General features: G+C 66.2%; 22 protein-coding genes. 11 read left to right on the forward strand and 11 right to left on the reverse strand.

Features of this window, described 5'->3' with window-relative positions; translation table 11 throughout:
* Window positions 1-548: 548 nt before the first annotated feature.
* Window positions 549-2,216, reverse strand: coding sequence for a class I adenylate-forming enzyme family protein (locus U9979_RS00985; protein WP_322777869.1), 1,668 nt, complete (start codon window positions 2,214-2,216; stop codon window positions 549-551).
* A gap of 153 nt (window positions 2,217-2,369) precedes the next feature.
* Window positions 2,370-3,164: an SDR family NAD(P)-dependent oxidoreductase gene (locus U9979_RS00990; protein WP_416219143.1), complete on the reverse strand. Its 795-nt coding sequence runs from the start codon at window positions 3,162-3,164 to the stop codon at window positions 2,370-2,372.
* A 294-nt stretch (window positions 3,165-3,458) separates the two neighbouring features.
* On the opposite strand from U9979_RS00990, the gene U9979_RS00995 reads away from it, so the two are divergent.
* On the forward strand, window positions 3,459-4,136 hold the full coding sequence (locus tag U9979_RS00995) for a TetR/AcrR family transcriptional regulator (protein WP_322777871.1): 678 nt from the start codon (window positions 3,459-3,461) through the stop codon (window positions 4,134-4,136).
* Between the two features lie 31 nt (window positions 4,137-4,167).
* Here the strand turns inward: U9979_RS00995 and U9979_RS01000 are convergent, their stop codons facing one another.
* From U9979_RS01000 to U9979_RS01025, 6 genes are all read right to left on the reverse strand, one after another.
* Window positions 4,168-5,286: an acyl-CoA dehydrogenase family protein gene (locus U9979_RS01000; RefSeq protein WP_322777872.1), complete on the reverse strand. Its 1,119-nt coding sequence runs from the start codon at window positions 5,284-5,286 to the stop codon at window positions 4,168-4,170.
* A 58-nt stretch (window positions 5,287-5,344) separates the two neighbouring features.
* Entirely contained in the window at window positions 5,345-6,562 is a 1,218-nt protein-coding gene (locus U9979_RS01005) for an acyl-CoA dehydrogenase family protein (RefSeq protein ID WP_322777873.1), read from the reverse strand.
* A complete protein-coding gene (locus tag U9979_RS01010; RefSeq protein ID WP_322777874.1) occupies window positions 6,559-7,566 on the reverse strand; it encodes an acryloyl-CoA reductase in 1,008 nt (335 codons plus the stop codon). Before U9979_RS01010 ends, U9979_RS01005 begins: the two co-directional genes overlap by 4 nt.
* Window positions 7,563-8,801, reverse strand: a complete 1,239-nt coding sequence (locus U9979_RS01015) for an amidohydrolase family protein (RefSeq protein ID WP_322777875.1) — start codon at window positions 8,799-8,801, stop codon at window positions 7,563-7,565. The genes U9979_RS01010 and U9979_RS01015 overlap by 4 nt, the downstream gene beginning before the upstream one ends.
* A 98-nt stretch (window positions 8,802-8,899) precedes the next feature.
* The gene (locus U9979_RS01020; protein WP_416219145.1) at window positions 8,900-9,529 is read right to left on the reverse strand and encodes a nitroreductase family protein; all 630 of its coding nucleotides are present in this window, start codon (window positions 9,527-9,529) and stop codon (window positions 8,900-8,902) included.
* A 17-nt stretch (window positions 9,530-9,546) separates the two neighbouring features.
* Window positions 9,547-10,461 carry a VOC family protein gene (locus tag U9979_RS01025; protein WP_416219133.1) on the reverse strand — a complete coding sequence of 305 codons (915 nt, stop codon included), beginning with the start codon at window positions 10,459-10,461 and terminating at the stop codon, window positions 9,547-9,549.
* Window positions 10,462-10,720: 259 nt separating this feature from the next.
* Here U9979_RS01025 and U9979_RS01030 point away from each other — a divergent pair, with 259 nt between their 5' ends.
* The 6 genes from U9979_RS01030 to U9979_RS24985 all read left to right on the forward strand — a co-directional run bounded on the left by U9979_RS01030 (window position 10,721) and on the right by U9979_RS24985 (window position 16,115).
* On the forward strand, window positions 10,721-11,920 hold the full coding sequence (locus tag U9979_RS01030; protein ID WP_322777878.1) for an amidohydrolase family protein: 1,200 nt from the start codon (window positions 10,721-10,723) through the stop codon (window positions 11,918-11,920).
* 30 nt (window positions 11,921-11,950) lie between these two features.
* A complete protein-coding gene (locus U9979_RS01035) occupies window positions 11,951-12,790 on the forward strand; it encodes an SDR family oxidoreductase (RefSeq protein ID WP_322777879.1) in 840 nt (279 codons plus the stop codon).
* A 47-nt stretch (window positions 12,791-12,837) separates the two neighbouring features.
* Complete coding sequence (locus U9979_RS01040) at window positions 12,838-13,923, forward strand: serine hydrolase domain-containing protein (RefSeq protein ID WP_322777880.1); 1,086 nt, start codon at window positions 12,838-12,840, stop codon at window positions 13,921-13,923.
* 229 nt (window positions 13,924-14,152) lie between these two features.
* Window positions 14,153-14,476: a hypothetical protein gene (locus U9979_RS01045; protein WP_322777881.1), complete on the forward strand. Its 324-nt coding sequence runs from the start codon at window positions 14,153-14,155 to the stop codon at window positions 14,474-14,476.
* A gap of 125 nt (window positions 14,477-14,601) precedes the next feature.
* The gene (locus tag U9979_RS01050) at window positions 14,602-15,750 is read left to right on the forward strand and encodes an acyl-CoA dehydrogenase family protein (protein WP_322777882.1); all 1,149 of its coding nucleotides are present in this window, start codon (window positions 14,602-14,604) and stop codon (window positions 15,748-15,750) included.
* A complete protein-coding gene (locus U9979_RS24985) occupies window positions 15,750-16,115 on the forward strand; it encodes a CoA transferase (RefSeq protein ID WP_416219147.1) in 366 nt (121 codons plus the stop codon). The genes U9979_RS01050 and U9979_RS24985 overlap by 1 nt, the downstream gene beginning before the upstream one ends.
* A gap of 852 nt (window positions 16,116-16,967) precedes the next feature.
* On the opposite strand, the gene U9979_RS01055 is transcribed toward U9979_RS24985, so the two are convergent.
* The 3 genes from U9979_RS01055 to U9979_RS01065 all read right to left on the reverse strand — a co-directional run bounded on the left by U9979_RS01055 (window position 16,968) and on the right by U9979_RS01065 (window position 19,206).
* Window positions 16,968-17,513, reverse strand: coding sequence for a hypothetical protein (locus U9979_RS01055; protein ID WP_322777883.1), 546 nt, complete (start codon window positions 17,511-17,513; stop codon window positions 16,968-16,970).
* A 78-nt stretch (window positions 17,514-17,591) separates the two neighbouring features.
* Complete coding sequence (locus tag U9979_RS01060; protein WP_322777884.1) at window positions 17,592-18,755, reverse strand: serine/threonine-protein kinase; 1,164 nt, start codon at window positions 18,753-18,755, stop codon at window positions 17,592-17,594.
* A gap of 256 nt (window positions 18,756-19,011) precedes the next feature.
* Window positions 19,012-19,206: a helix-turn-helix domain-containing protein gene (locus tag U9979_RS01065; protein ID WP_322777885.1), complete on the reverse strand. Its 195-nt coding sequence runs from the start codon at window positions 19,204-19,206 to the stop codon at window positions 19,012-19,014.
* A gap of 151 nt (window positions 19,207-19,357) precedes the next feature.
* Between U9979_RS01065 and U9979_RS01070 the strand changes: the two genes are divergently transcribed.
* The 4 genes from U9979_RS01070 to U9979_RS24990 all read left to right on the forward strand — a co-directional run bounded on the left by U9979_RS01070 (window position 19,358) and on the right by U9979_RS24990 (window position 20,662).
* Window positions 19,358-19,597: a hypothetical protein gene (locus U9979_RS01070; protein WP_322777886.1), complete on the forward strand. Its 240-nt coding sequence runs from the start codon at window positions 19,358-19,360 to the stop codon at window positions 19,595-19,597.
* 210 nt (window positions 19,598-19,807) lie between these two features.
* A complete protein-coding gene (locus U9979_RS01075; protein WP_322777887.1) occupies window positions 19,808-20,098 on the forward strand; it encodes a transposase in 291 nt (96 codons plus the stop codon).
* Between the two features lie 25 nt (window positions 20,099-20,123).
* The gene (locus U9979_RS01080; RefSeq protein ID WP_322777888.1) at window positions 20,124-20,558 is read left to right on the forward strand and encodes a hypothetical protein; all 435 of its coding nucleotides are present in this window, start codon (window positions 20,124-20,126) and stop codon (window positions 20,556-20,558) included.
* Window positions 20,465-20,662, forward strand: a complete 198-nt coding sequence (locus tag U9979_RS24990) for a DDE-type integrase/transposase/recombinase (RefSeq protein ID WP_416219149.1) — start codon at window positions 20,465-20,467, stop codon at window positions 20,660-20,662. Before U9979_RS01080 ends, U9979_RS24990 begins: the two co-directional genes overlap by 94 nt.
* Window positions 20,663-20,708 lie beyond the last annotated feature (46 nt).

Consider the following 20,708-nt stretch of genomic DNA (forward strand, 5'->3'; position numbering starts at 1 on the left):
TCCGTTAGCCAGATCTCCGCGCCTGGCAACACTCGTCGCAATCGTCAAGCCGCGTGCATCCATACTGATCGCCGGGCAGGAGAAACGCGACGGGCATTGTTCACGGGTCCCACGTCAGGCAAGGCCAGCCTGTTCCGAAACCAGTCACCTACCGGCGGGAAGGCCCGCGATGGTGAAGGCGGCACGCGCCGTCGCCGCGTGCTCCACGCTGCGCCTCTCGGTTGCCCGCACGAACACGGCTTCGGCGTGGTCTTCGTCTGGTGCGTGCACAAGGAGTACATCGGCGACCCGACCGTCGACCTACGTCACGTATAGCCCTGAGCTACCTTCGAGCGGCTTACTCACCTGCCTTTCCCTAGCTCGCCCGGGAGCGACACCCGTCGAATCAGATGCCAGCAACGGCGCGTCCACCACGCCCGCGATCAAAGAAGTTACACACTCGCAGCATGATCAATCACTCTAGAAAAGCCGCACCCACATTAGCTAGGCATCTCTTCCTGGCATCAGCCTGTCTGTGTGCACGGCGCACGGCAAGGAATCATCGATATCTAATAGGGATCTTCGCTGGAGCAAGCCTTGGTCATGGCCCGGCGGAACCCCGTCGACGCCGCCAGTAGCTCGTGCTTCTTAATCTTTCCGGACGCCGTGAGGGGAAATGAGGAGACGAAAACCCAGCCGCGGGGAATCTTGAAGGGAGCGAGGAGCGTGCGCGCAAATACGGTGAGATCATCGACACTGGGAGCAGTTCCCGGCACTGGGAGCACGAATGCCGCGACCTCTTCTCCCCAGTGGTCGTCGGCGATGCCCACGACGGCGATCTGCGCAATGTCGGGATGTTGCATGAGGGCCTCTTCGACTTCGCGAGGGTAGATGTTCTCGCCGCCGCGGATGATGACCTCACGCAGCCGTCCGTGGAATCGCAGCAAACCTCGACCGTCCATCGAACACATGTCGCCAGTATGGAGCCAGCCGTCCGCGTCGACGACGTCGAAGCTGACCAGGGTGTCACCAACGTAGCCATCCATGGTCATGGCCGATCTGGTGCAGAGCTCGCCGATTTCCTGCAGCATCGCGGTCTCGCTTGTGCCGGGCCGGACGATGCGGACGTCCCGGTACGGCAGCGGCTGGCCGATGGTTTCCGACTTGTCGAGATCGCAGTCGTCCAGCCAGGTCTGGGCGATGCACGGTGACTCACTCTGGCCGTATCCGATGACCATCCGAGCGCCGAACGCCTTCTCTATGCGTCGGACGAGGGCGGGAGGCACCGTCGACCCGCCGCACAGCAGTCCCTGAAGGCTACGAAGGTCGCGCGCGGCGAAGTCGGGCGCGTCGAGCATCGCCACGTACATGGTCGGCACGCCCCCAATGAAGGTGGCGTGGGAGCGTTCAGCCAGGTCCAAGACGAGGACCGGGTCGAATTCTGGAACGATCACGTAGTTTGCGCCGATGGCCAGGGCGGCGAGCAGCATTGTGATCGAGCCACCGACGTGGTGGAGGGGCAACGGGCTGCACCAAACCTCGTCCGGACCGGGGTCGAGGCGTAGCGCGAAAAATCGCGCACAATTCAGGGCGGCACGATGGCTGAGCAGGGCCCCTTTGGGACGGCCGGTCGTGCCAGATGTGTATTGAACGAGGAAGGGCGCGCCCGGTGCCACGTCAGGCAGAGCACGCAGTCCGGCGAGTGGTGGTGGTGCGGATCGCCAGCCGCCGAGCGCACGGACAGCGGCGAGGTCGGCACACCGCTCGGCAAGCTGCTCGCCGCGGCTTCGCAGGCTGCTGCCATGATAATCATCGGCCGCCAGGAGAACGACCGGCCCGGACTCCCGCAGAATATGTTCGACTTCGGGGTCGGTGAGACGGGTGTTGAGTGGAGTGAGGGCGATCCCGGCGAGTGCCGCGGCGTGCTCCACGACAAACCACTCGATGCTGTTCGGGCCCCAGACCGCTATGCGCTCCCCGGGGCGGGCTAGCTCGAGCAGCCATTGGGCGACGCGGGTCGCCGCGGCTAAAAGTTCGGAGTAGGTGAGGCACGTCAGGGTGTCGCCGTCCTGCCAGCTGACCGCCGCGCGTTCCGGTCGTTCGCGGGCATGCGCGCGCAGCACGTCACCGATGTTCGTCTCCAGCCACTGGGCGCTGGTGTCGGCTGGCCATTGCGCACTGGGACCGATCCGCTGCGGGTAGTGCCGGGACGCCGCCGGCGTCTGCTCGTCGGTCATGAGCTGCCCCTCCGGTGGTGTCGGTTCGAGCTGAGAGCCGTGGCGCCCAGGGTCACGCGGCACGACGCACTGAACCGCGTCCCCCGTCCGTCGGGCAGCTCGCCCAGCTCACCCACGGCGGGGGGCCCATGCGGCCGGTGAACTTCTGCTCGATCACGCCCGCGCCCTTGTCGCTACCCGGCCGAGCTCGGCGAGCAATGTCTGTGACAGCGCGATGCGCCCGGTGAGGTCGCCCTCGACCAGGGCCAGTGCGGCCTCGGCCATCACCGACTCGTCCTCGAGAACGAAGCCGTCGACCAGGTCGTGGGCACCCGCGCCGGGCGTGGCTACGTTGTCGAGCGGCGCCAGCGTGTTAGCGCGAACGCCGTGAGCATGGCCCTCGACGGCGAGCGCCGTCGTGAATCGCTCGAGCGCCGCCTTTACCATCCCGTAAACCGAGAATCCTCGCTCCTGCACGGGATCATAAGGCGGGCCCAGCGGGTGTTCTGCAATGCGCGAGGAGATGTTCAGGACCCATCCGCACCCGCGCGCATACATGTCCGGTAGCAGGAGCTGGGTCAGGTGATATGGTGCCCATACTTGCACCTCCACCATGAGCCGGAACCGCTTCTCGGCGAAGTCCTGCACCGGCGCGACGAACGTCACCGCAGCGTTGTTGACGAGAATGTCGACGGGTCCGAAGGTCTTCTGGGTCTCGAACACAGCCCGCTCGCGGTCATCGGGCTTGGAGAGGTCGGCGCTCACGGCGATGGCGGTCCCACCGGCATGGGCAATCGCCTCGATCGTGTCGCGCAGGCTGCCCTCGTATCGCTGATCGGGATCGGCGGTGCGAGCCACAGCGGCCACCGATGCCCCCTCGGCAGCAAGACGCCGCGCGACGGCCGCCCCAATGCCACGACTCGCGCCGGTCACCAGCGCCACTCGTCCGTCCAGACTGCCCACGCCGATCTCCCTCTGCCGTTGGTTTTGCCCGCCTAGCGACACCACGGTGGAAACAGCAGGACGCCTGCATTTTTCCAAATCCGGGAGGCGGGGACGGTGTGTCCGGTCCTTCCCCTGACCTGACCGGTCGAGCTGGCTTGTCCTTTATAACATGTCCGCCGTCTTATGAACACGGGTGCGCGAGCGCCGCGCCAACGTCGCACAACGGATAGGTTATATGCTGACCACGAGGCTGCCTTGGCTGTGCACGGCCCGAGAGTCCGCAACCTGTTCGAACGCTGCCACAGGAGGAGTGTCGTCGTGCCCAAGGTGGTCGATCACGACGAGCGGCGTCGCGAGGTCGCCCAAGTGGTGCTGCGCTGTATCGCGCGTGACGGCGTGGACGGAGCCACCCTGCGCAGCGTGGCCCGGGAGTCGGGCTGGTCAACCGGCGTCCTCCACCACTACTTCCGCGACAAGGACGAGCTGGTGGCGGCTGCGCTGCAGCTGCTGCACGAGCGGTCAGCCCAGCGCTACCAGCAGAGTCTCGAAGCGCCGACCGGGCGGGAGGCGCTGCGTCGATTGCTGCTGGACCAGATGCCCATGAGCGAAGAACAGGTGGAGGAGTGGGCGGCATGGGTCCAGTTCTGGGGCTACGCAGCCTCCCACCCCGCGCTCGCCGCGGAGATCAGTCGAGCCTGGGGCGAGTGGAGGAAGTCGCTCGAGCATCTGATCCAGAAGGGCCAGGCGGACGGCTCCATCGATGCTGACCTTGACGCCGCCGAGGAAGCGGCCGGCATCGCGGCGATGATAGACGGGGTCGGCGTGCGCGCCCTCTACGCGGGCTTCTCCACCGGCCACAAGAAGGCCTCACCGCAGTGGCTCGGCGACCACATGACTCATCTGATCATGGGCCGTCTGACGCCGCAGCCCGGCGGAACCCCCGAGCCGAGCGTGGCCGGCCGGAAGCGGCGCTGGGCGCGCCCCATCGCGGACTAGGACGACGAACGCGCATCCGTACGCCGCAGCGTCAGATCCCCAGGGTGCGTCCGAGACGATCGCGATGGTGGGCCGGACTTCCTAAGAGCTGCCCTGATGCCTTCGCTCGCTTAAGGTACAGATGGGCAGGGTGCTCCCAGGTGAAACCGATTCCGCCATGGATTTGGATGTTCTCGGCGGCGGCCCGAGTGAACGCATCAGAGCAGTAGGCCTTCGCGACGTGCGCCGCGTCCACGAAGTTCTCCGAAGCGGAGGCGAAGCAGGCCAGCGCGAAGTAGGCGGCCGAGCGGGCCGATTCGACCTCCACGAGAAGATCCGCGCATCGGTGCTTGATCGCCTGGAAGGACCCGATCGTTCGCCCGAACTGGACACGGGCCTTGGCGTGGTCGACCGCCATCTCGAGCACGCGTTGGGCACCTCCCACCTGTTCGGCTGCCAGCGCGGCTGCGGCAAAGCGGAACACGCGGTCCAGCACCTCGGGCGCAGCGCCCTCGGAACCGAGCAGGCGGCCGCTGACATCATGGAAAGTGATCCGTGCTTGTTTGCGCGTCTGGTCCATGGTCGGAAGGACCTCGCGGGCGACCCCCTGTGCGTCGGCGTCGACGAGCAGCAGGCTGACTTGGTCGCCGGTACGAGCCGAGACGATGAGCAGTTGGGCAGTGTGCCCGTCGAGCACATAGCTCTTCGTGCCAGACACGACCCACTCGTCGCCGGACCTCATGGCAGTCACCGACACCGCCGCCGGGTCCCATGAGCCGGGCTCCTCGGTCACCGCGAGGGCGCCGCGACACCTACCGGTCGCCAGCCTCGGCAGGAACTCCCTCTGCGCTGCCGCGTCGTTCGATTCCAGCAGCGTCTGCGCGGCGAGTACCGCGCTCGACAGCAGCGGGGCGCACAGGAGCGCGCGGCCGGCCTCCTCCAGCACGATGCCGAGTTCCGTTGCGCTGGCCCCCGAACCGCCGTGCTCCTCAGGGATGATCAGCCCGGCCAGTCCGAGCTCACCCGAAAGCATCTCCCAAACGTCGGGGTCGAAGCCGGCGTCGGTGTCCATGAGCCGACGCACTTCAGACTCAGGCGAACGAGACTCGAAGAACCTCCGCGCCATCGAACGGAGCTCTTTCTGCTCGTCGGTCAGAATAAAGGTGATCATCGTGTCTCCAGGCGGGTTGATGCCTGCTGTCGGGAGCTCGAGCTGGTCGTCGTGGCGCTCACGACCGCCTTAGCTGGTTCCAGGGCAGGGTCTTGTCGACGCGGATGTCGGCGGGAAGGCCCAGCACGCGCTCACCGAGTGTGTTCCGCAGGACTTCTGACGTGCCGCCTTCGATGGTGTTCGCTCGGGCCCGTAGGTAGGCCCGCATCGGGGTGTCGGCTTCTACACCCACGACGTCGCTGAGTTCCGGCTGTCGCAACTCGTTGTAGGAGCCGTAGAGCATGCCGGCCGGTCCCAGCAGGTCCACGCAGAGCTCGGTCACCTGCTGGTTGAGCTGAGTCGTCGCCAGCTTCGCGACGGCCCCCTCGGGCCCGACCGTCCCGCTATCCCGCTGCTCCTCGGCCCGTAGAGTTGTGAGCCTCGTTGCCTCGACGCGTACGTACAGCTCGAGCAGGCGGCCCCGCAAGTTCATGGCTTCACTGGACATCTTGTCCGGCCGCGCGCGCCACAACCTGATCGCCTCGCGCATCGCGCTGTCCGCTGCCAGCCCCTCACTGAGCATGTACCGCTCGTTGTTGAGGGTTGTGAGCGCGACGGCCCAGCCCTCGCCCGGCTGCCCCAGCATCAGTGAGGACGGCAACCTGACGTCAGTGAGGTACACCTCGTTGAACTCCGCGTGCCCGGTCAGCTGGCGGAGGGGCCTGACATCGACGCCGGGGGCCGTCATGTCGCAGATGAAGTAGGACAGGCCACGATGCTTGGCGACGCTGGGATCGGTCCGCGCTACGAGCATGCCCCACCGGGCGAGATGAGCCCACGAGGTCCATACTTTCTGCCCGTTCACGATCCACGCGTCGCCATCCGGCACAGCGCACGTCGCTAGCCCCGCGAGGTCTGAGCCCGCGCCAGGCTCGCTGAACAGCTGGCACCAGACCTCTTCGCCGGTGAACAGTGGTCGCAGGAGGCGTTGCTTCTGCTCCATCGTGCCGTGAGCCACGACCGTCGGAGCGCCCATGCCGTAGCCGAGCGGGTTGTGGGCGATGCCCTTCGGGGCGCCCGCGGCTTGGAGGCGCCGGGCAACGTGCTTCTGTAAACTCGGAGGGACGCCCAACCCGCCGTGACCCGGCGGGAACGAGACCCAGGCGAGGCCCGCGTCGTACTGGCTCCCCAGGAACCGCACGGGGTCCGTGACGGTGGGGTCGTGTTCAGCGAGGAGGACATCGATAGCCTGATCGACGCGTGAGGCTTCAGCATCGCTGTGCGCCAAGTCGGTCATGAGGCTGCTCTCGCTGGGGTGACGATCACCCTGCCTGTCGTCTCGCCCGCGAGGATGCGGCTCAGCTCGATGTCGAGCTGCTCCAGCGAGATCTCGTGGACCATGTCCTCCATCGCGACCGGTCTGAGGTCGTTGGCCAGCCGGTCCCAGACGCTGCGCCGTTGGTCGATGGGCAGGTTGACCGAGTCGATCCCGACGAGGGTGACGCCACGCGTGATGAACGGCAGCACAGACGTGGGGAGTCCTGACCCGCCGGTGAGACCGGTCGCGGCGGCGACACCAGAGGGATGAAGCTGGGCAAGGACGTTGGCGAGCGTGTGTCCACCAACAGCATCGACGCACGCGGCCCAGCGCGGCCGCCGCAGTGGACGGCCGTCGGGGTCGGACAGCTGGGCCCGGGGAAGCACCTCCGCGGCGCCGAGCTTCCGCAGGTAGGGATCAGCCGCGGGGGTGCCCGTGCTGGCGACGACCGTGAAGCCGCGCCGGGCCAGCAGGTCGACGGCCATGCTGCCGACGCCACCGCTCGCGCCCGTGACGAGAATTGGCCCCGATCTCGGCTCGATGCCATGGTTCTCGAGAGCGATGACGGACAACGCGGCCGTGAACCCGGCCGTGCCAATGATCATTGCTTCCCGTGCTGTGAGTCCTACGGGAAGCGACACGATCCACTCCGCTGGCACCCGGGCGCGTTCTGCGTAGCCGCCGTGCTGGGAGGTGCCGATGGCATAGCCGTGCGCCAGCACCGCATCGCCCGGGGCGAGCCAGGAAACGTCACTTTCCAGAACGACTCCGGCGAGGTCGATGCCCGGCACGAGCGGTGAGATGCCGGCCACCTGGCCGCCCCGGATCGTCGCCAGTGCGTCCTTGTAGTTCACACTCGAGGCCTGCACGTCGATGAGCACGCCCGCGGCTGCAAGGTCGCTGATGTCGAGTTCAGTCACACCGCGGTTGACTTTGGTGTCCTGCTCGGTGGCGACGAACGCCCGGAACCTAGAGGTGCTCACCAATGCCCTTTCATCAGGTCGAGCGTGTTGTCGCGCAGGATCCGGCGCTTGGCGGCCGCGTCGAGGCCGCTGACCAGGGTAACGAAGTCGGCTGGCTCTGCGATGCCTTCCGCGTGGGGGTAGTCCGAGCCGAACAGGACGGCTTCAGCGCCGATCTCGCCGATGAGGGTCTCGAGGTCGTCTTCGTGGAACGGCGTGACGCGCACGTGCTCTTTGAAGATCTCGCTCGGCCGGCCCACAACATGCCCGCCGATCCAGGGGCCGTTGCGGCCCATGCCCTTCTTCTTGTCCATCGAGTGAAGCAGGTAGGGGACCCATGCGGATCCGTTCTCGATGGTGAGGACCCGAAGATCAGGGAACCGGCCGAAGAGGTTGTGAAAGACCAGAGCGGCGATCGTGTCCATGATGGGGCGTTCGACCATGAAGTTGCACCACTGGAACGCGCTCGCGCGGTAGGCGCTCGGGTTCGGGTTCTCGCCCCAGGAGGCTGAGTAGAGTTCGTTGAAGCCCGCCTCGCCGACATGGAAGATGACTGGGACTCGCGCTTCTGCGAGTCGGGCCCACGCGGCGTCGAAGTCGGGGTGCGCCGGCGACTTGCCCCCTACCGGTCCGGGCTTCATGACGACGAATCGGGCACCGGCCGCGAGAACCTGCTCGATCTGCACGACCGCACTCTGGACGTCGAGCAACGAGATGAGCGCGGGTGGGAAGATCCGGTCAAGGTAGGCAAAGCCCCAGTTCTCTTCAAGCCACCGGTTGAACGCGTTCAGGTTGGCGTAGGTGGCGACCGGATCGCCCTTCATGAAGTGCTCCACCGTGACACCCAGAGTCGGCAGCATGATCACCGATTGCACGCCCTGCCGGTCCATCAGAGCGATCCGAGCGTCGCGGTTTTGCCAGGCCGGATCCATCGGCACGAACGCCGCGGTCGCTGAGAAGTCCGGACGCCCTGCGCTGCCCACCGGTTCCGGCGTCTCGCGGTAGCGGTCCCGAAGCATGGATGCTAACGCGCCGGGACGTACCTGGGTCTCGGCGAAGGGCTCTTCGAGATAGGTGTAGCGGCGTCCCGCCACGAGGTACTGGTTTTCGCCATCGACGGTCTCTGCGTGAAAGGCAAGGTCGCGCTTGGTCGGATCGATGTACGCGCTGAAGCAGTCAGCTGGCTCGTAGAAGTGGTTGTCGGCGTCCACGAGCAGGTAGCCAAGGCCGCCCGGATCGTGGGTCACTGCAGGCATCGGTGCTCCTTCGTCGTCGCGTCAAGCGGGAGAGGCGGAAGTAGTGTCGGCACGCCGCTCCCGCCCGGGCTGGGGGGAGTACCCGGGAGCGGCGTTGGTCAGCCACCCCAGCTGTTCCAGAACGTCACCGCCTCGGCGGGGCCGCGGGCTGCGGGCTTGAAGTCGCTGCCGATGGTATAGGCGACGGGGATCAAGGCGATCTGCGTGACGTTCCCGGGGATGCCGAGCAGCTCAGCGGTCTCCTTCTCCTTGACCAGATGCAATGACGTCCAGGCCGAGCCCAGACCCCTGGCCCGCAGGGCGAGCATGAAGCTCCACGTTGCTGGGATGATGGATGCGTAGTGCGCGGCAGCGACGGCATTGTCCGCGCCGTCAACGCGACCCTCGATGCATGGGATGACGTGCGCTGGGACCCGCTCGAGGTTCTCGCTGAGGTAAAGCGCGCTGTCGTACACCCGCCGCGTCTGGAGATCGCTTCCGGGTACCTGGGCGGCCTTCTTGTGGAGGTAGGCCTCGCTTTGACGGTAGAGCTCGGCGAGACGGCGGCGCATATCGGAGTCGGTGATGACAAGCCACCGCCAGCCTTGCCCATTGCTGGCCGTCGGCGCTTGGAGGGCGAGCTGGATGCACTCCCGGATGACCGCGGGCGGCACGGGACGATTAAGGTCGAGGCGCTTGCGGACGGCACGCGTCGTCGACAGGAGGAGGTCGGCGCTCGTCACGTCGATTCCGGTCACCGGGTCCATCACCGGACCTCGAGCTGAGCGACAGGTAACCCGACGAATTCGACCATCACACCGTCGGGGTCGCAGCCGAATGACGCCCAGATGCCACCCAGAGGGGTGCCCGGCAGCGGCACCCACACCGGGTCGGAGGTGGCGATGCTCGCGGCGTGCGCCGACCCGACCGCCTCGTGGATGTCTTCAACCGCCAGGGCCATGCGGAACAGCCCTCGATGGTTGGCGGCAGCGTGTGCTTTGGCCTCGCCCGGCACCGGCCGAGCAGTCGTGAGCTGCAACTCGAAGCTGCTGTCACCCGGGAGCCCGATCCGCTGGACCTGAACCTCGGCGCTCTGAGCGGCCTGCTCCCACACGGCTTGAAGGAGAGGCCCCCGGCGCTCGAAGCCGATCTGCTCGTACCAGTCGGTGGCTGCGTGCAGGTCAGCGCAGTTCATTCGCACGTAGGCGAACGTCGCAGCGGTGGCGACGTCTGATTCGACCAACTCGATGCCGACTCCGTCGATGTCGAGCATGACCGTTGCGACCGGGCGATCACCGCCCACCGTGGTCAGCGTCGATGGACGTGCGACCCCGCCCGCGGCCCGCAAGGACGCTACTGCCTCGGCGATCGACCGCACCTCGAACCCGACCGCCTGCATTCCCACGGCACCCGGATCGGAGTACGTCTCGCCTGCCGTGGCGGGCTTCTTCCACTCGACCAGCTCGAGCGCCGGGCTTCGCCTGCCGCCGCGGTGGTCGTAGGTGAACCACGCTTCGATCTCCGCTGTGGCCGTGTCAAGGCCCATCGGCCGCGCGTCGATCTCATCGGTCCTGGTGGTCATCCCCGTCCGAAGGCCCAATGCGTCTGTGTACAGCGCGGCGGCTGCAGCGACATCAGCGCAGTTGAGATTGCAGTGCAAGAAACGCGTCGGCCTAACCATCGGCGGCACCCCTTCAACCTGTTCCCTCTCCCGCCCGCTCCGCAGGACCTGGCGCGAACGTCCCTGGTCCCCGCTGACCGAACGCCAGCACCAGCCCGCGCGTGGCAGTGAGATAAAATATCAGTCGTTCTAAAACAAGTCAACCCGTGCGCGACATCCCGGCCCGCGACCCGCGCCAACCCGGTTAATGATACATCTGTTATGTTATAACAGACCGACCCGTGCCCGACCAGTAAGGTCGATCATGGAAGGAAGGACGATGGCCCGCATGGACGAGATCTTCGATGGCGACAGCCACTTCTACGAGCCGAGAGACTCGTTCACCCGACACATCGACGCGGCCTACGCCGAGGGAACCTTCCGAACCGAGATCGACGCCGAGGGTCACGAGATCCTGCTGGCCGCCGGCCAGCCGGTCCGACTTCTGGATGCGAGCCTCTTCGACGAGGTCGGTCGGCCCGGTTCCCTACGGGAAATGCTCCTCACCATGAAGACGGGTGGCTCCGTCGGCGACAGTTACAGCATGGAACCGATGCGACCGGAGTACCAAGACCGCGACGCCCGGCTTGCCGTCATGGACACCCAGCGCGTGCAGGCCTGTCTGATGTTCCCGAGCACGGCTTTGCTCGCCGAGCACTACCTGCGGGAGACGGATCTGCTCTACGCAAGCCTCCGCGCCTGGAACCGCTGGTGTGCGGAGGAATGGGGCTTTGCCTACCAGGAGCGCATCTTCGGCCTTCCCCAGCTGTCCCTGCGGGACCTCGACATGGCGGTCGATCTTCTCGACTGGGTGCTCGACAAGGGCGCCAGGGCGATCCTGCTACCTACCGGCCCGGTCTACGGGCGGTCGCCAGGCGACCCGTACTTCGACCCGTTCTGGGCCCGGGTCAACGAAGCCGGCGTCACGGTCGCATATCACATCTCCGAGCCCGCAATGAGCTACACCGAGCGGCGGTCGCCAGACTGGGGCCAGCAACCCGAGCCGACCTTCTACACGCAGTCGGCCTGGCAGTGGACGTTCACCTACGGCGACCAACCTGTCATGGAGACGCTCGCCGCGCTTGTCTTCGACAACCTCTTCGCCCGCTTCCCGAACATCAAGGTGCTCAGCGTCGAGCACGGGTGCGAATGGGTACCGCCTCTGTTGCGACGCATGGACAAGATGCGGGGGCTGGGCCGCAACGGTCCGTGGGTCGGCGGACCACTTCCCGCGCGGCCGAGCGAGATCTTCCTCGAGCACGTCCGCGTCACGCCTTACCCCGAGGACGACGTCGCCGCGGTGGTCCAGCGGCTGGGTCCGGACCTCATCGTCGCCGGCTCCGACTACCCCCATCCGGAGGGGCTCGCGGAGCCTGCGTCGTTCGAGCAGCTGCTGCAGAATCTGCCCGCCGACCAAAGGCGCAAGTTGCTGCGGGACAATGGGCTGCAGCTCGTTGGGCTCGCGACCGCCGCGGCCTAGATTCCGCACGCTCACGAGACGGAGGGGCACGTGGACCAACACGAGCCGGGCACGGTGGTGACGGCCCCACCGGGAGCGACCGTCGAGTTCGACCATCACGACAACGAGCTGCGCGGTCGCGTCGCCATCGTCACCGGCGCCAGTCGCGGGATCGGAGCGGCAACCGCGCGACGCCTCGCGATGTCCGGAGCCTGCGTGGTCCTCGCGTCGCGTTCGCGCGATTCGCTCAGCCAGGTCGCCGAGACCATCCATTCAGCAGGCGGCACGGCCGTCGTCGTGCCCACCGATGTGCGCGACACCTCCGCGCTGGACTCGTTGGTCTCCAAGGCCGAAGAGCACTTCGGGCGTCTCGACATCCTCGTCAACAACGCCGGGGTCTTTCCGCCCGTCCTGCTTGCGGACCAGCTCACGGCGGAGGACTGGGCGGAGACCTTCGCCGTCAACGTCACCGCTGCGTGGCGCCTGTCCTGCCAGGCCCGAACGTTGATGGCCGCAAGTGGGGGCGGGGTCGTCGTCAACGTCTCGAGCACCGCCTCGCTCTATCCGTCGATCGGCCTCTCGGCGTACTGCGTGTCCAAGGCCGCCCTGAACATGCTGAGCCGCGTCACCGCCCTGGAGTGGGCTCGCGACGGCATCCGCGTCGTCGCGATCGCCCCAGGAAAGGTCGACACGGAGCTCGGGCAACCGGTCCTGGCCTACCACCAGAGGAAGCAGCTCCCCGTGAACCCGATGCGTCGCGTGGCGGATCCCGGCGAGGTGGCCGAACTCATCGCCTTCGTCGCCAGCGACCGGGCTGCCTACATGACCGGCAACCTCGTCACGTTCGACGGCGGTGAGACGGCCGGGGCGGGTGCCGCCGGTGCGAACTAGACACGCCCACGCGAGGACGTCGTGACTCGCCAACGAAGGATGGCTACATGGCGCTCAACCCGGCTCGGCTAGATGTGTTCCTTCGGCGTGTCCGACTCGAGGTCGAGCACGGCCCGCTGCCGTCGGCGCAGGTCGCCGTCGCGCACAAGGGCGAGCTCGTCGCCTTCGTAACCTACGGCGACGCCACCCCCGAGTCGCGCTACATCCTTCAGTCGGTCGGGCGCTCGGTCGTCGCCGGCACGGTGTGGAAGCTGCTCGACGACGGGCTGCTCGACCTCGACGAGCACGTGGCCGACATCATCCCGGAGTTCGGCGCCAACGGGAAGGACGCGGTGAAGGTGCGCCACGTCCTCACCCACACCGCCGGCCTGCCCTTCGCCCCCCTCGGCTACCCGAAGATGCTCACGCGGGAGTCCCGGCTGGCGGCGTTCGCCCGCTGGCGCCTCGACTACGAGCCGGGCACGCAGTTCCAGTTCCACCTCACCTCGGCGGCGTGGATCCTCGCCGAGCTCACCGAGCGCCGCACCGGACTCCCCTTCGCCGACTACCTGCGCACGACGATCGTCGAGCCGCTCGGCCTCGGCTTCGTGTTGCCGATTCCAGTCGAGCGCTACGAGGAGCTCGTCGCCGTTCCGATCGCCATTGACCGCACGAGCGACGACCAGGAGATCGATCCGTGGGGGCCGTGGTACCTCGCCAACGCCAAGGTGCTGGCCGGCGGGGAGCCGAGCCACTCGCTCATCGGCACCGCCGCCGACATGGCGATGTTCTTCCAGCACGTGCACCACTCGGGCGTGTGGTCGAAAGAGATCGTCGAGGAGGCGACTCGGCCGCACGTGTCAATGGCCCCGGCTGGCGACAAGCTCTATGGCGGCAGCGACCGCATCACCCACCTCGGCCTGTTCGTGACCGTGTGCGGTGATGACCCAGGGCCGTGGGCACCACACACCGGGTCGCCGCGCACGTGGGGCAACGGCGGGGCGCCGTGCCAGCTCGCGTTCCACGACCCGGAGGTGGACACGTCGTTCGCGTTCCTTACGAACGGCTACCCACTGGCCGGCTACGACTACAGCCGCGCCGGCACTAATCGCGTCATCAACATCGCCAATCTCGGCAACGACCTCGCAGGCTGACCGCCCCCATGCGAGTTGTGGGCACTCGGTGGGGAGGCGGTCGGCCGACGGCCAGTCGTCGCTCCATCACGCGTCTCCAACTGTTCGCGAACGGCACCAGGCGGCCGGCGCCCAGGCACTTTATAACACGCTCGCTACACTATAATGTGCAAGGCAGGGACGGGTGTTCGGGGGCGACACGGTCGGTGCCACGGGCGCCGCACACGACGGATCGTGAAGGGGCTCGGGCATGACGACGGATACTGTCGGGCTGAAGATCGGCTCACGCTGGCAGAGCGCCGTGTGCGACACCGAAGTGATCGTGGTGGCGGCACCTGCCGTGCCGATCGTGTTGACGTACGGCGGCCAGCCGATGGTGTCGCGTGGCTCGCACCTGCCGTCCGGCGCGACGCTCGACACCAGGTACGCCAGCGGCACGGTGATCGGCAAGCGCTACGAGGACGCCGAGTCCAGCCTCGAGCTGCTCTGTACGAAGGCCGGCTCCGGGTCGCTGTTCGCTGACGACCGTCCACTGTCGATCAAGCAGCCAAAGCAGCTGCCGTCCGCCGACTGATCCGTGGACCGCATCTTCACGGTCAAGCGTCACGGCGCCAAGTACTGGGGCCATGCAGCCACGCGCATCGTCACCGGAGGGAACTCGTTGCTCACCTCGGACAACAGAACGTTGGGAGTGCAGTGATGGAAGCCGGCGCGCTCCAAGCGCTGACCGAGAAGGTACTCGCCGAGCACACCGACTCGGACGAGGTGACCTTCCTCGGCGCCCTGTTCGATGCCGGCCTGGCGTGGGTGCACTGGCCCGAGGGCGAAGGCGGCCTCGCTCTCGAACCTGGGGTGCAGGACGTCATCGACTCGACGCTCGACGCCGCGGGCCGCCGCCCCAACTGGATGCGTAACCCGATGGGCGTCGGCATGGTGGGCCCCGCCATCGCCCAGTGCGGCCGCCCCGACCAGCGAGCGCGCCACCTGCGCCGCATCTGGACCGCCGAGGACATCTGGTGCCAGCTCTTCTCCGAGCCGGGCGCCGGCTCCGACGTGGCGACGCTCGCCACGCGCGCCGTCCGCGACGGCGAGGAGTGGATCGTGAACGGACAGAAGGTCTGGACCTCGTCGGCCCATCTGGCCAGCTTCGGTTTGCTGCTCGCGCGCACCAACCCTGATGCGCCGAAGCACAGGGGCATCACCGCGTTCATCGTAGACATGCAGGCGCCCGGCGTAGAGGTGCGCCCGCTGCGCACAATGAGCGGCACGGCCCACTTCAACGAGGTTTACTTCACCGACGCGCGCGTGCCCGACTCGCAGCGCGTCGGCGACGTCGACGACGGCTGGCGCCTCGCCCTGACGACGCTCGCCAACGAGCGCGTGAGCATCGGGGGTGTGGTCGACGCGAGGGGTGGCGGCGAGATCGGCGCGCTCATGGACGTCTACCGTGAAGGGCCGCGCAGTCACGTGCAACGTGATGCGTTCGTGCGGCTCTGGATCGAGGCCGAGGTGCTGCGACTCAGCAAGGTCCGCGCCCAGTCGCTACGCGAGGCCGGCACGCCGGGGCCGGAGGGGTCGATCCTCAAGTTGGCCGATTCCCCGCTGACGCAGCGGATCCGAGCGTTTGCTCTCCACCTGCGCGGCGCGGCCGGGACCCTCGTGCCCGGCTACGACTCCGGTGACGACAGCCACCCGGTGCTCGCGTTCCTCATCGCCCAGGGCTTCTCCATTGCCGGCGGCACGCCGGACATCCAGCGAAACATCATCGGCGAACGCATCCTCGGCTTGCCATCGGAGCCGCGGAGCGACCGCGATGTTCCATGGCGCGACATTCCTTGCGGCGCCTGATGGGCGCGGGCGTTCTCGAGGGAATCCGCATCGTCGAATGCACGTTCGGCATTGCGGGCCCGGTGGCCACCCATCTGCTTGCCGAGGTCGGTGCGGATGTCGTGAAGGTCGAACCGCCGCGCGGTGACGTAACGCGCGGTACGGCGACAGCCCGCAGCGTGGGGATGAAACCCTGCGTCTCCGAGAGGGCTGTCAACTCCGCGGCGGCGTCCTCCTGGGTCAGTCCGGCGGCTTCGCGTGCCTGTCGCAGCCTGGTCGGGTCCCAGCCGGGATGCACCGTGTCGGACATGGCCTCGCTCCTTCACCTCGCGAGCACCTCGCGAGCTTCACCCGCCTCAGACCTACATCTGCCAGTAGATGGGTGATGTTGGCTGTCTGTTGACCGTGGAACGTGATCGGGTGCCTGCCGCGCAGGGAGAATCGGGGTTACCACAACCAAATCGATATCCCAGGCGAAAGGCACCCGTCAGGCGACGAGGATACGCAGCAAGGAGCCGTCGCCTCACCCGCCAGCTGCTCGGTCGCCATCCCGACGAGCAGCTCCCCGGCCCGCAGCCCCCGCGCCCGCTCCTTGACCGGCCCGCCCACCTGGAGCGAGATCCGGGCCTTCGGCGCACCCACAACGGCGTAGGGAAGCCCTCCCGCCCAATATCGATCAAGAAACCAGGCGGGCAACCACCGCCCACCGCACTGCTGGCGGATGTAGGTCTGATCCGTCCGTGAGAGCGTTCTTCGACCACGCTTCCGGGGTCTTCCTTGATGAGTGGAAGACATCGGGAGAAGACCTGGGAGAGAAGTGTCGGCTGGTGCTGGCGCGCTCGACACGGCGGTGCCGGTCTGGCATGATCACACGTGATGGCCTTCTGTTTCGGGTTCTGTTTGGTCGCGCTTTCAGCATCCTGAACAAGAGGCCACTTTTTCCACAACGGCAGGCCCGGGTCCTGCCAATTCAATTTCGATAATATTTCGATGGCGCACTGCGGGGTTTCTTGATCGCCGCTCGAATCGCCAGAGAAAGCCCCGCGTGATGTTTGCCGTGCATGGCGATGTGTTGGCAAGCCGACAACGCGGACGTGGGTCATCCCGGCACGAATGCCAAGCCAGACCGGACGCCAGTACAACTACCCAGTGCAACCGATCATAATCCTATGCGATCTTGCCGAAGCCCTAGAGTGCCACCGCGCCAGCCGCCTACCCTACATAGTCCACCCGATCGGTCAATGCGGAGATTCGCTCCTGGCCCGCGCTGTCTCGCAGGGGCCAAGCATCCACTGCTGTGTCATCTCGTGGCCGGTCAGCCGCTCGATGAAGGCGAAGGTGGCCTTCGTACCAGCCGTCGAGCCGAAGGGCAGTCCGGCTTCCTCGGGTAGAGCACCGGCGGGATCATATGTGCTCCAAGCGTTGAATGAGCGCACGATTTCGCCATCTACCACTACTTGGATGAATAGGTTTATTTGGGGCAAAGCGACCAGCAAGACGCTACGGCCGCGAGACAGCTCCTCGAGCAGCAGGAACCCACGGAAGTGGGTGCCGTGCTCGCCGATGACCAGCCACTCATGCCGTTTCTGGGGCATAAGTGAAACGAAGGTATCGCCGCCGTCCCCCCACGGCACATCGGTGATGGGGAGCAGCTGGAGATCTTCTTCCCAGCAGCGAAAGAGGGGAAGAATCTCGGAGCGGACTCCGCCCTTAACAAAGGTATACACACCAGCGTCGTAGCTGGCGACAGATTCAGCCCAGGTGTATTTTTCCAGGTCGGTCACAAGCTGTCCTGACATCCACGATTCAGAGGAGGAGCCGATAGTGGTGCTCTTCGGACCAGATGCTGCGGCATCCCCCCGCTAGTGGGCCGTGTCACAGATTTCTGTCAGTCCAGCTCGTACCTGCCAGGCCGGCGCCCGGGTGGCCGAATCTTTCATGAGCATCAGGCTCAGCGTCTCCGCCAGCAACGGCGGCGCGTGGCGCGGCTGTGGGGGCTGTTCGTCGAGTATCGCGTAGATGGTTGCGGGTATGTCCTTTCGGCGGAAGGGGGATATCCCCTCGACCGCCTCGTAGAGCGTCACTCCCAACGAGAAGATATCGCTGGCCGCAGTGGCTGTTTCGTTCCGAATTCGCTCGGGTGCGGTGTAGAGGATCGTCATCGGCGCCGACCCGTCAGCGGTGATCATTGTTGCGTTGCGGATGGTGGCAATGCCGAAGTCGGTCAGCTTGACGTCTCCGGAGTCGGTCAACAGGATGTTCGCGGGTTTGACGTCCCGATGGACGATGCTCTTGCTGTCCGCGAATGACAGCGCGTCGAGTACCGCGATACCGATCTTCGCCACCCGCGCGGGGTCCAGCGGCCCGTCTTCCCGGATGACCGCTGCGAGGGAACGGCCACGGATCAACTCCATCACGAGCCAGGGCAGGTTCTGGTCCTCGACGACGTCGTACACGGTGACGACGTGGGGGTGCCCGCGTAGCTTTGCGGCGCTGAGGGCTTCCCGACGAGCCCGGGCAACGAGTTCGCGTCGGTCGACGTCGGAGTGCCCTTGGATGTTGATCTCTTTGAGTGCGACGGGTACATGCAGCGCCTCGTCGACTGCTTCCCACACTGTTCCCATACCACCGCCGCCGAGACGGGAGCCGAGACGGTAACGGGAAGCTATTATTCGTCTACCATCGGTTTTCGGGTGCCATCCCTCTACCTGCTTCGTTTCCGGCGCCGTCGGAGTCTGAGGTTCCCGAGGTAGGGGTGCGGGATCAGGCAGCCGTTCGACGGTATCGCGGACCTTGTTCCTGTGGCGTCTCGACAAGATCGATATACACACTATGGCACCGATAAGCAGAACCATGATTAAGTATGTCGGGACGACAGTCACAGCCATAATCCCCGATTCTGCCACCATCCAGCCCCGAAGCCCTGAACCAGCCACCGGCAACGTCAAGCGTCGTTCGACGCCGCTGGAGGCCTCTCCGGTCCGTTGGACATGACGGCGCGGTACACGCGCGTAGGCCGTTGACATGGCCTGACCTGACTACGCGATCGGAGACGACGGTGCTGAAAGCAACCTTCCGCATGTTCGAGCGGTAGCCATGGGGTCTCAGCCCTGTCGGACTTCGCTGGCGTGCTATCGAATCTGCTCTGGGTTTCCACGGCGGCGGGATGCGACGCGCCCGGCGAGCACGGCAGCCAGGCCGCGGGCAGCCGGTCGCGCGGCGCGCGTCGCGCTCTTGATCTCCAAGCAGGGTAATTCGGCAACGCGCCATTCTCCACATAGGTCAACGGGTGCCCGCGTTGGGACGATGACGGCGGATCCACTCCTCGATGTCGGAGCGGCGCCAGGCGCGGAAGTTCGACCGCTCGATGACTGGAACAGGGAAGTCCGACGCCCGAGAGATCATTTTGTTGACGGCGGTCTGGGAGATCCCGAGACGGGCCGCAATGTCGCTGCTGGTCACGGTCTCCTCGGGCACGGAACAAACCTAGCCGGTTGCAGCGCTGCAACTTCTCCGCCAGACTCGACATAGGTTGTAGCGCTGCAACCTGCTCTGGGGGCGGTCCCGCCGAGTGCTGACACACCCGACGGAACCTTGGCTACGGACCTACAAGGAGGCCCGCAACCCGATGTCTACCTTCCCATTCCCGCCCGGCGGCCATGAACCGTCCGGCTTGCCTGAACTCGCAACCGTGTCACGCGTCGAACGACCACCGCTTGTTGATCACGAACTGTGCGTGTCGCCCGGCGCGGTCGCCTCGGATGTGTCGAGCGCGCTGGTGACCATGCCCGCGGACGCCGTGTTCGTCGACCATTACGGCGATGTGGAGGTCACCCTCGTCTTCCGCGAGGTACCCACCAATCAGTAACTATCCGTAAGATCGATGCCCGCCCCATCCCCACCCGGGGTGGGCATCGACCCCTTCCGCTTTTGACCCGCTACTCCAGGATATTCAGCGGTGGGAGCCCGTCCACGATCTTCATCGTCTCCAGGCTGACCGTCACGATCCGTCTGACTGGACCGTACCCGCTTTAGTGGACACTCGGTAAAGCTGCCCGATTGATCGGGAGCGCGAGATATGGGCTCGACACGCCGTGCATGTACCGAGGCGTACAAGGCGCAGGCGGTAGCTTTCGTCGTTGATGGGGGCCGCTCGGCCGCTGAGGTCGCCCGGAACATCGGCGTCCACGAGATGACGTTGGGAAAGTGGTTGAAGAAAGCACGGGACGAGGCCGAGGCGGCCCAGCCATCGGACACGGAGCTCACCGAGTCCGAACGAGCCGAACTGGTCCGGCCACGCGGCGAAGCCAAAAATGCGACGGCCACAATCGCTGAACTACGGATGCAGGTGGAGTTCGCAAAAAAGTAGCGACCTGGTTCGCGAGCGGAAAGCAGTGACGTTCGCTGCTATCGCGGACTGGGCTGCCTCCGAGGAGTTCCTCGTCGCGTTCATGTGTACCGAGCTGGCCGTGTCCCGGTCCGGCTACTACGCCTGGCGCCGCGGCGAGCCCAGCCAGCGCTCCCGCGACGACACCACCTACACCGCCCCGATCAGGAAGATCTACCGTGAGGGACGTGGCAACCCCGGCGGCAGCGACCGGCCTGTGCCGGCACCCGACCTGCTCGGCCGCGACTGCACCGCCGGAGCACCCGACACGCGCTGGTGTGGGGACATCACCTACGTCACGGCTGGGCCTACGTCGCGACCGTCATCAACCTGTACTCCCGCGCCGTCGTGGGTTGGGCCACCGCCGACCACATGCGCACCAGCCTCGTCACCGAGGCCCTCGACATGGCCATCGCTCGCCGCCGACCACCCTCGGGAGTGATATTCCACTTCGACCGCGGCGCCCAATACACATCCATCACCTTCGATACCTACGCCAAGAAAAAACATCCGCCGTTCCCTCGGCCGCACCGGAATCTGCGATGACAACGCCGTGTCGGAATCTTTCTTCGCGACCTACAAGAAAGAACTC

This window comes from Protofrankia sp. Cas4 (assembly GCF_963555915.1).
GTDB lineage: Bacteria > Actinomycetota > Actinomycetes > Frankiales > Frankiaceae > Protofrankia.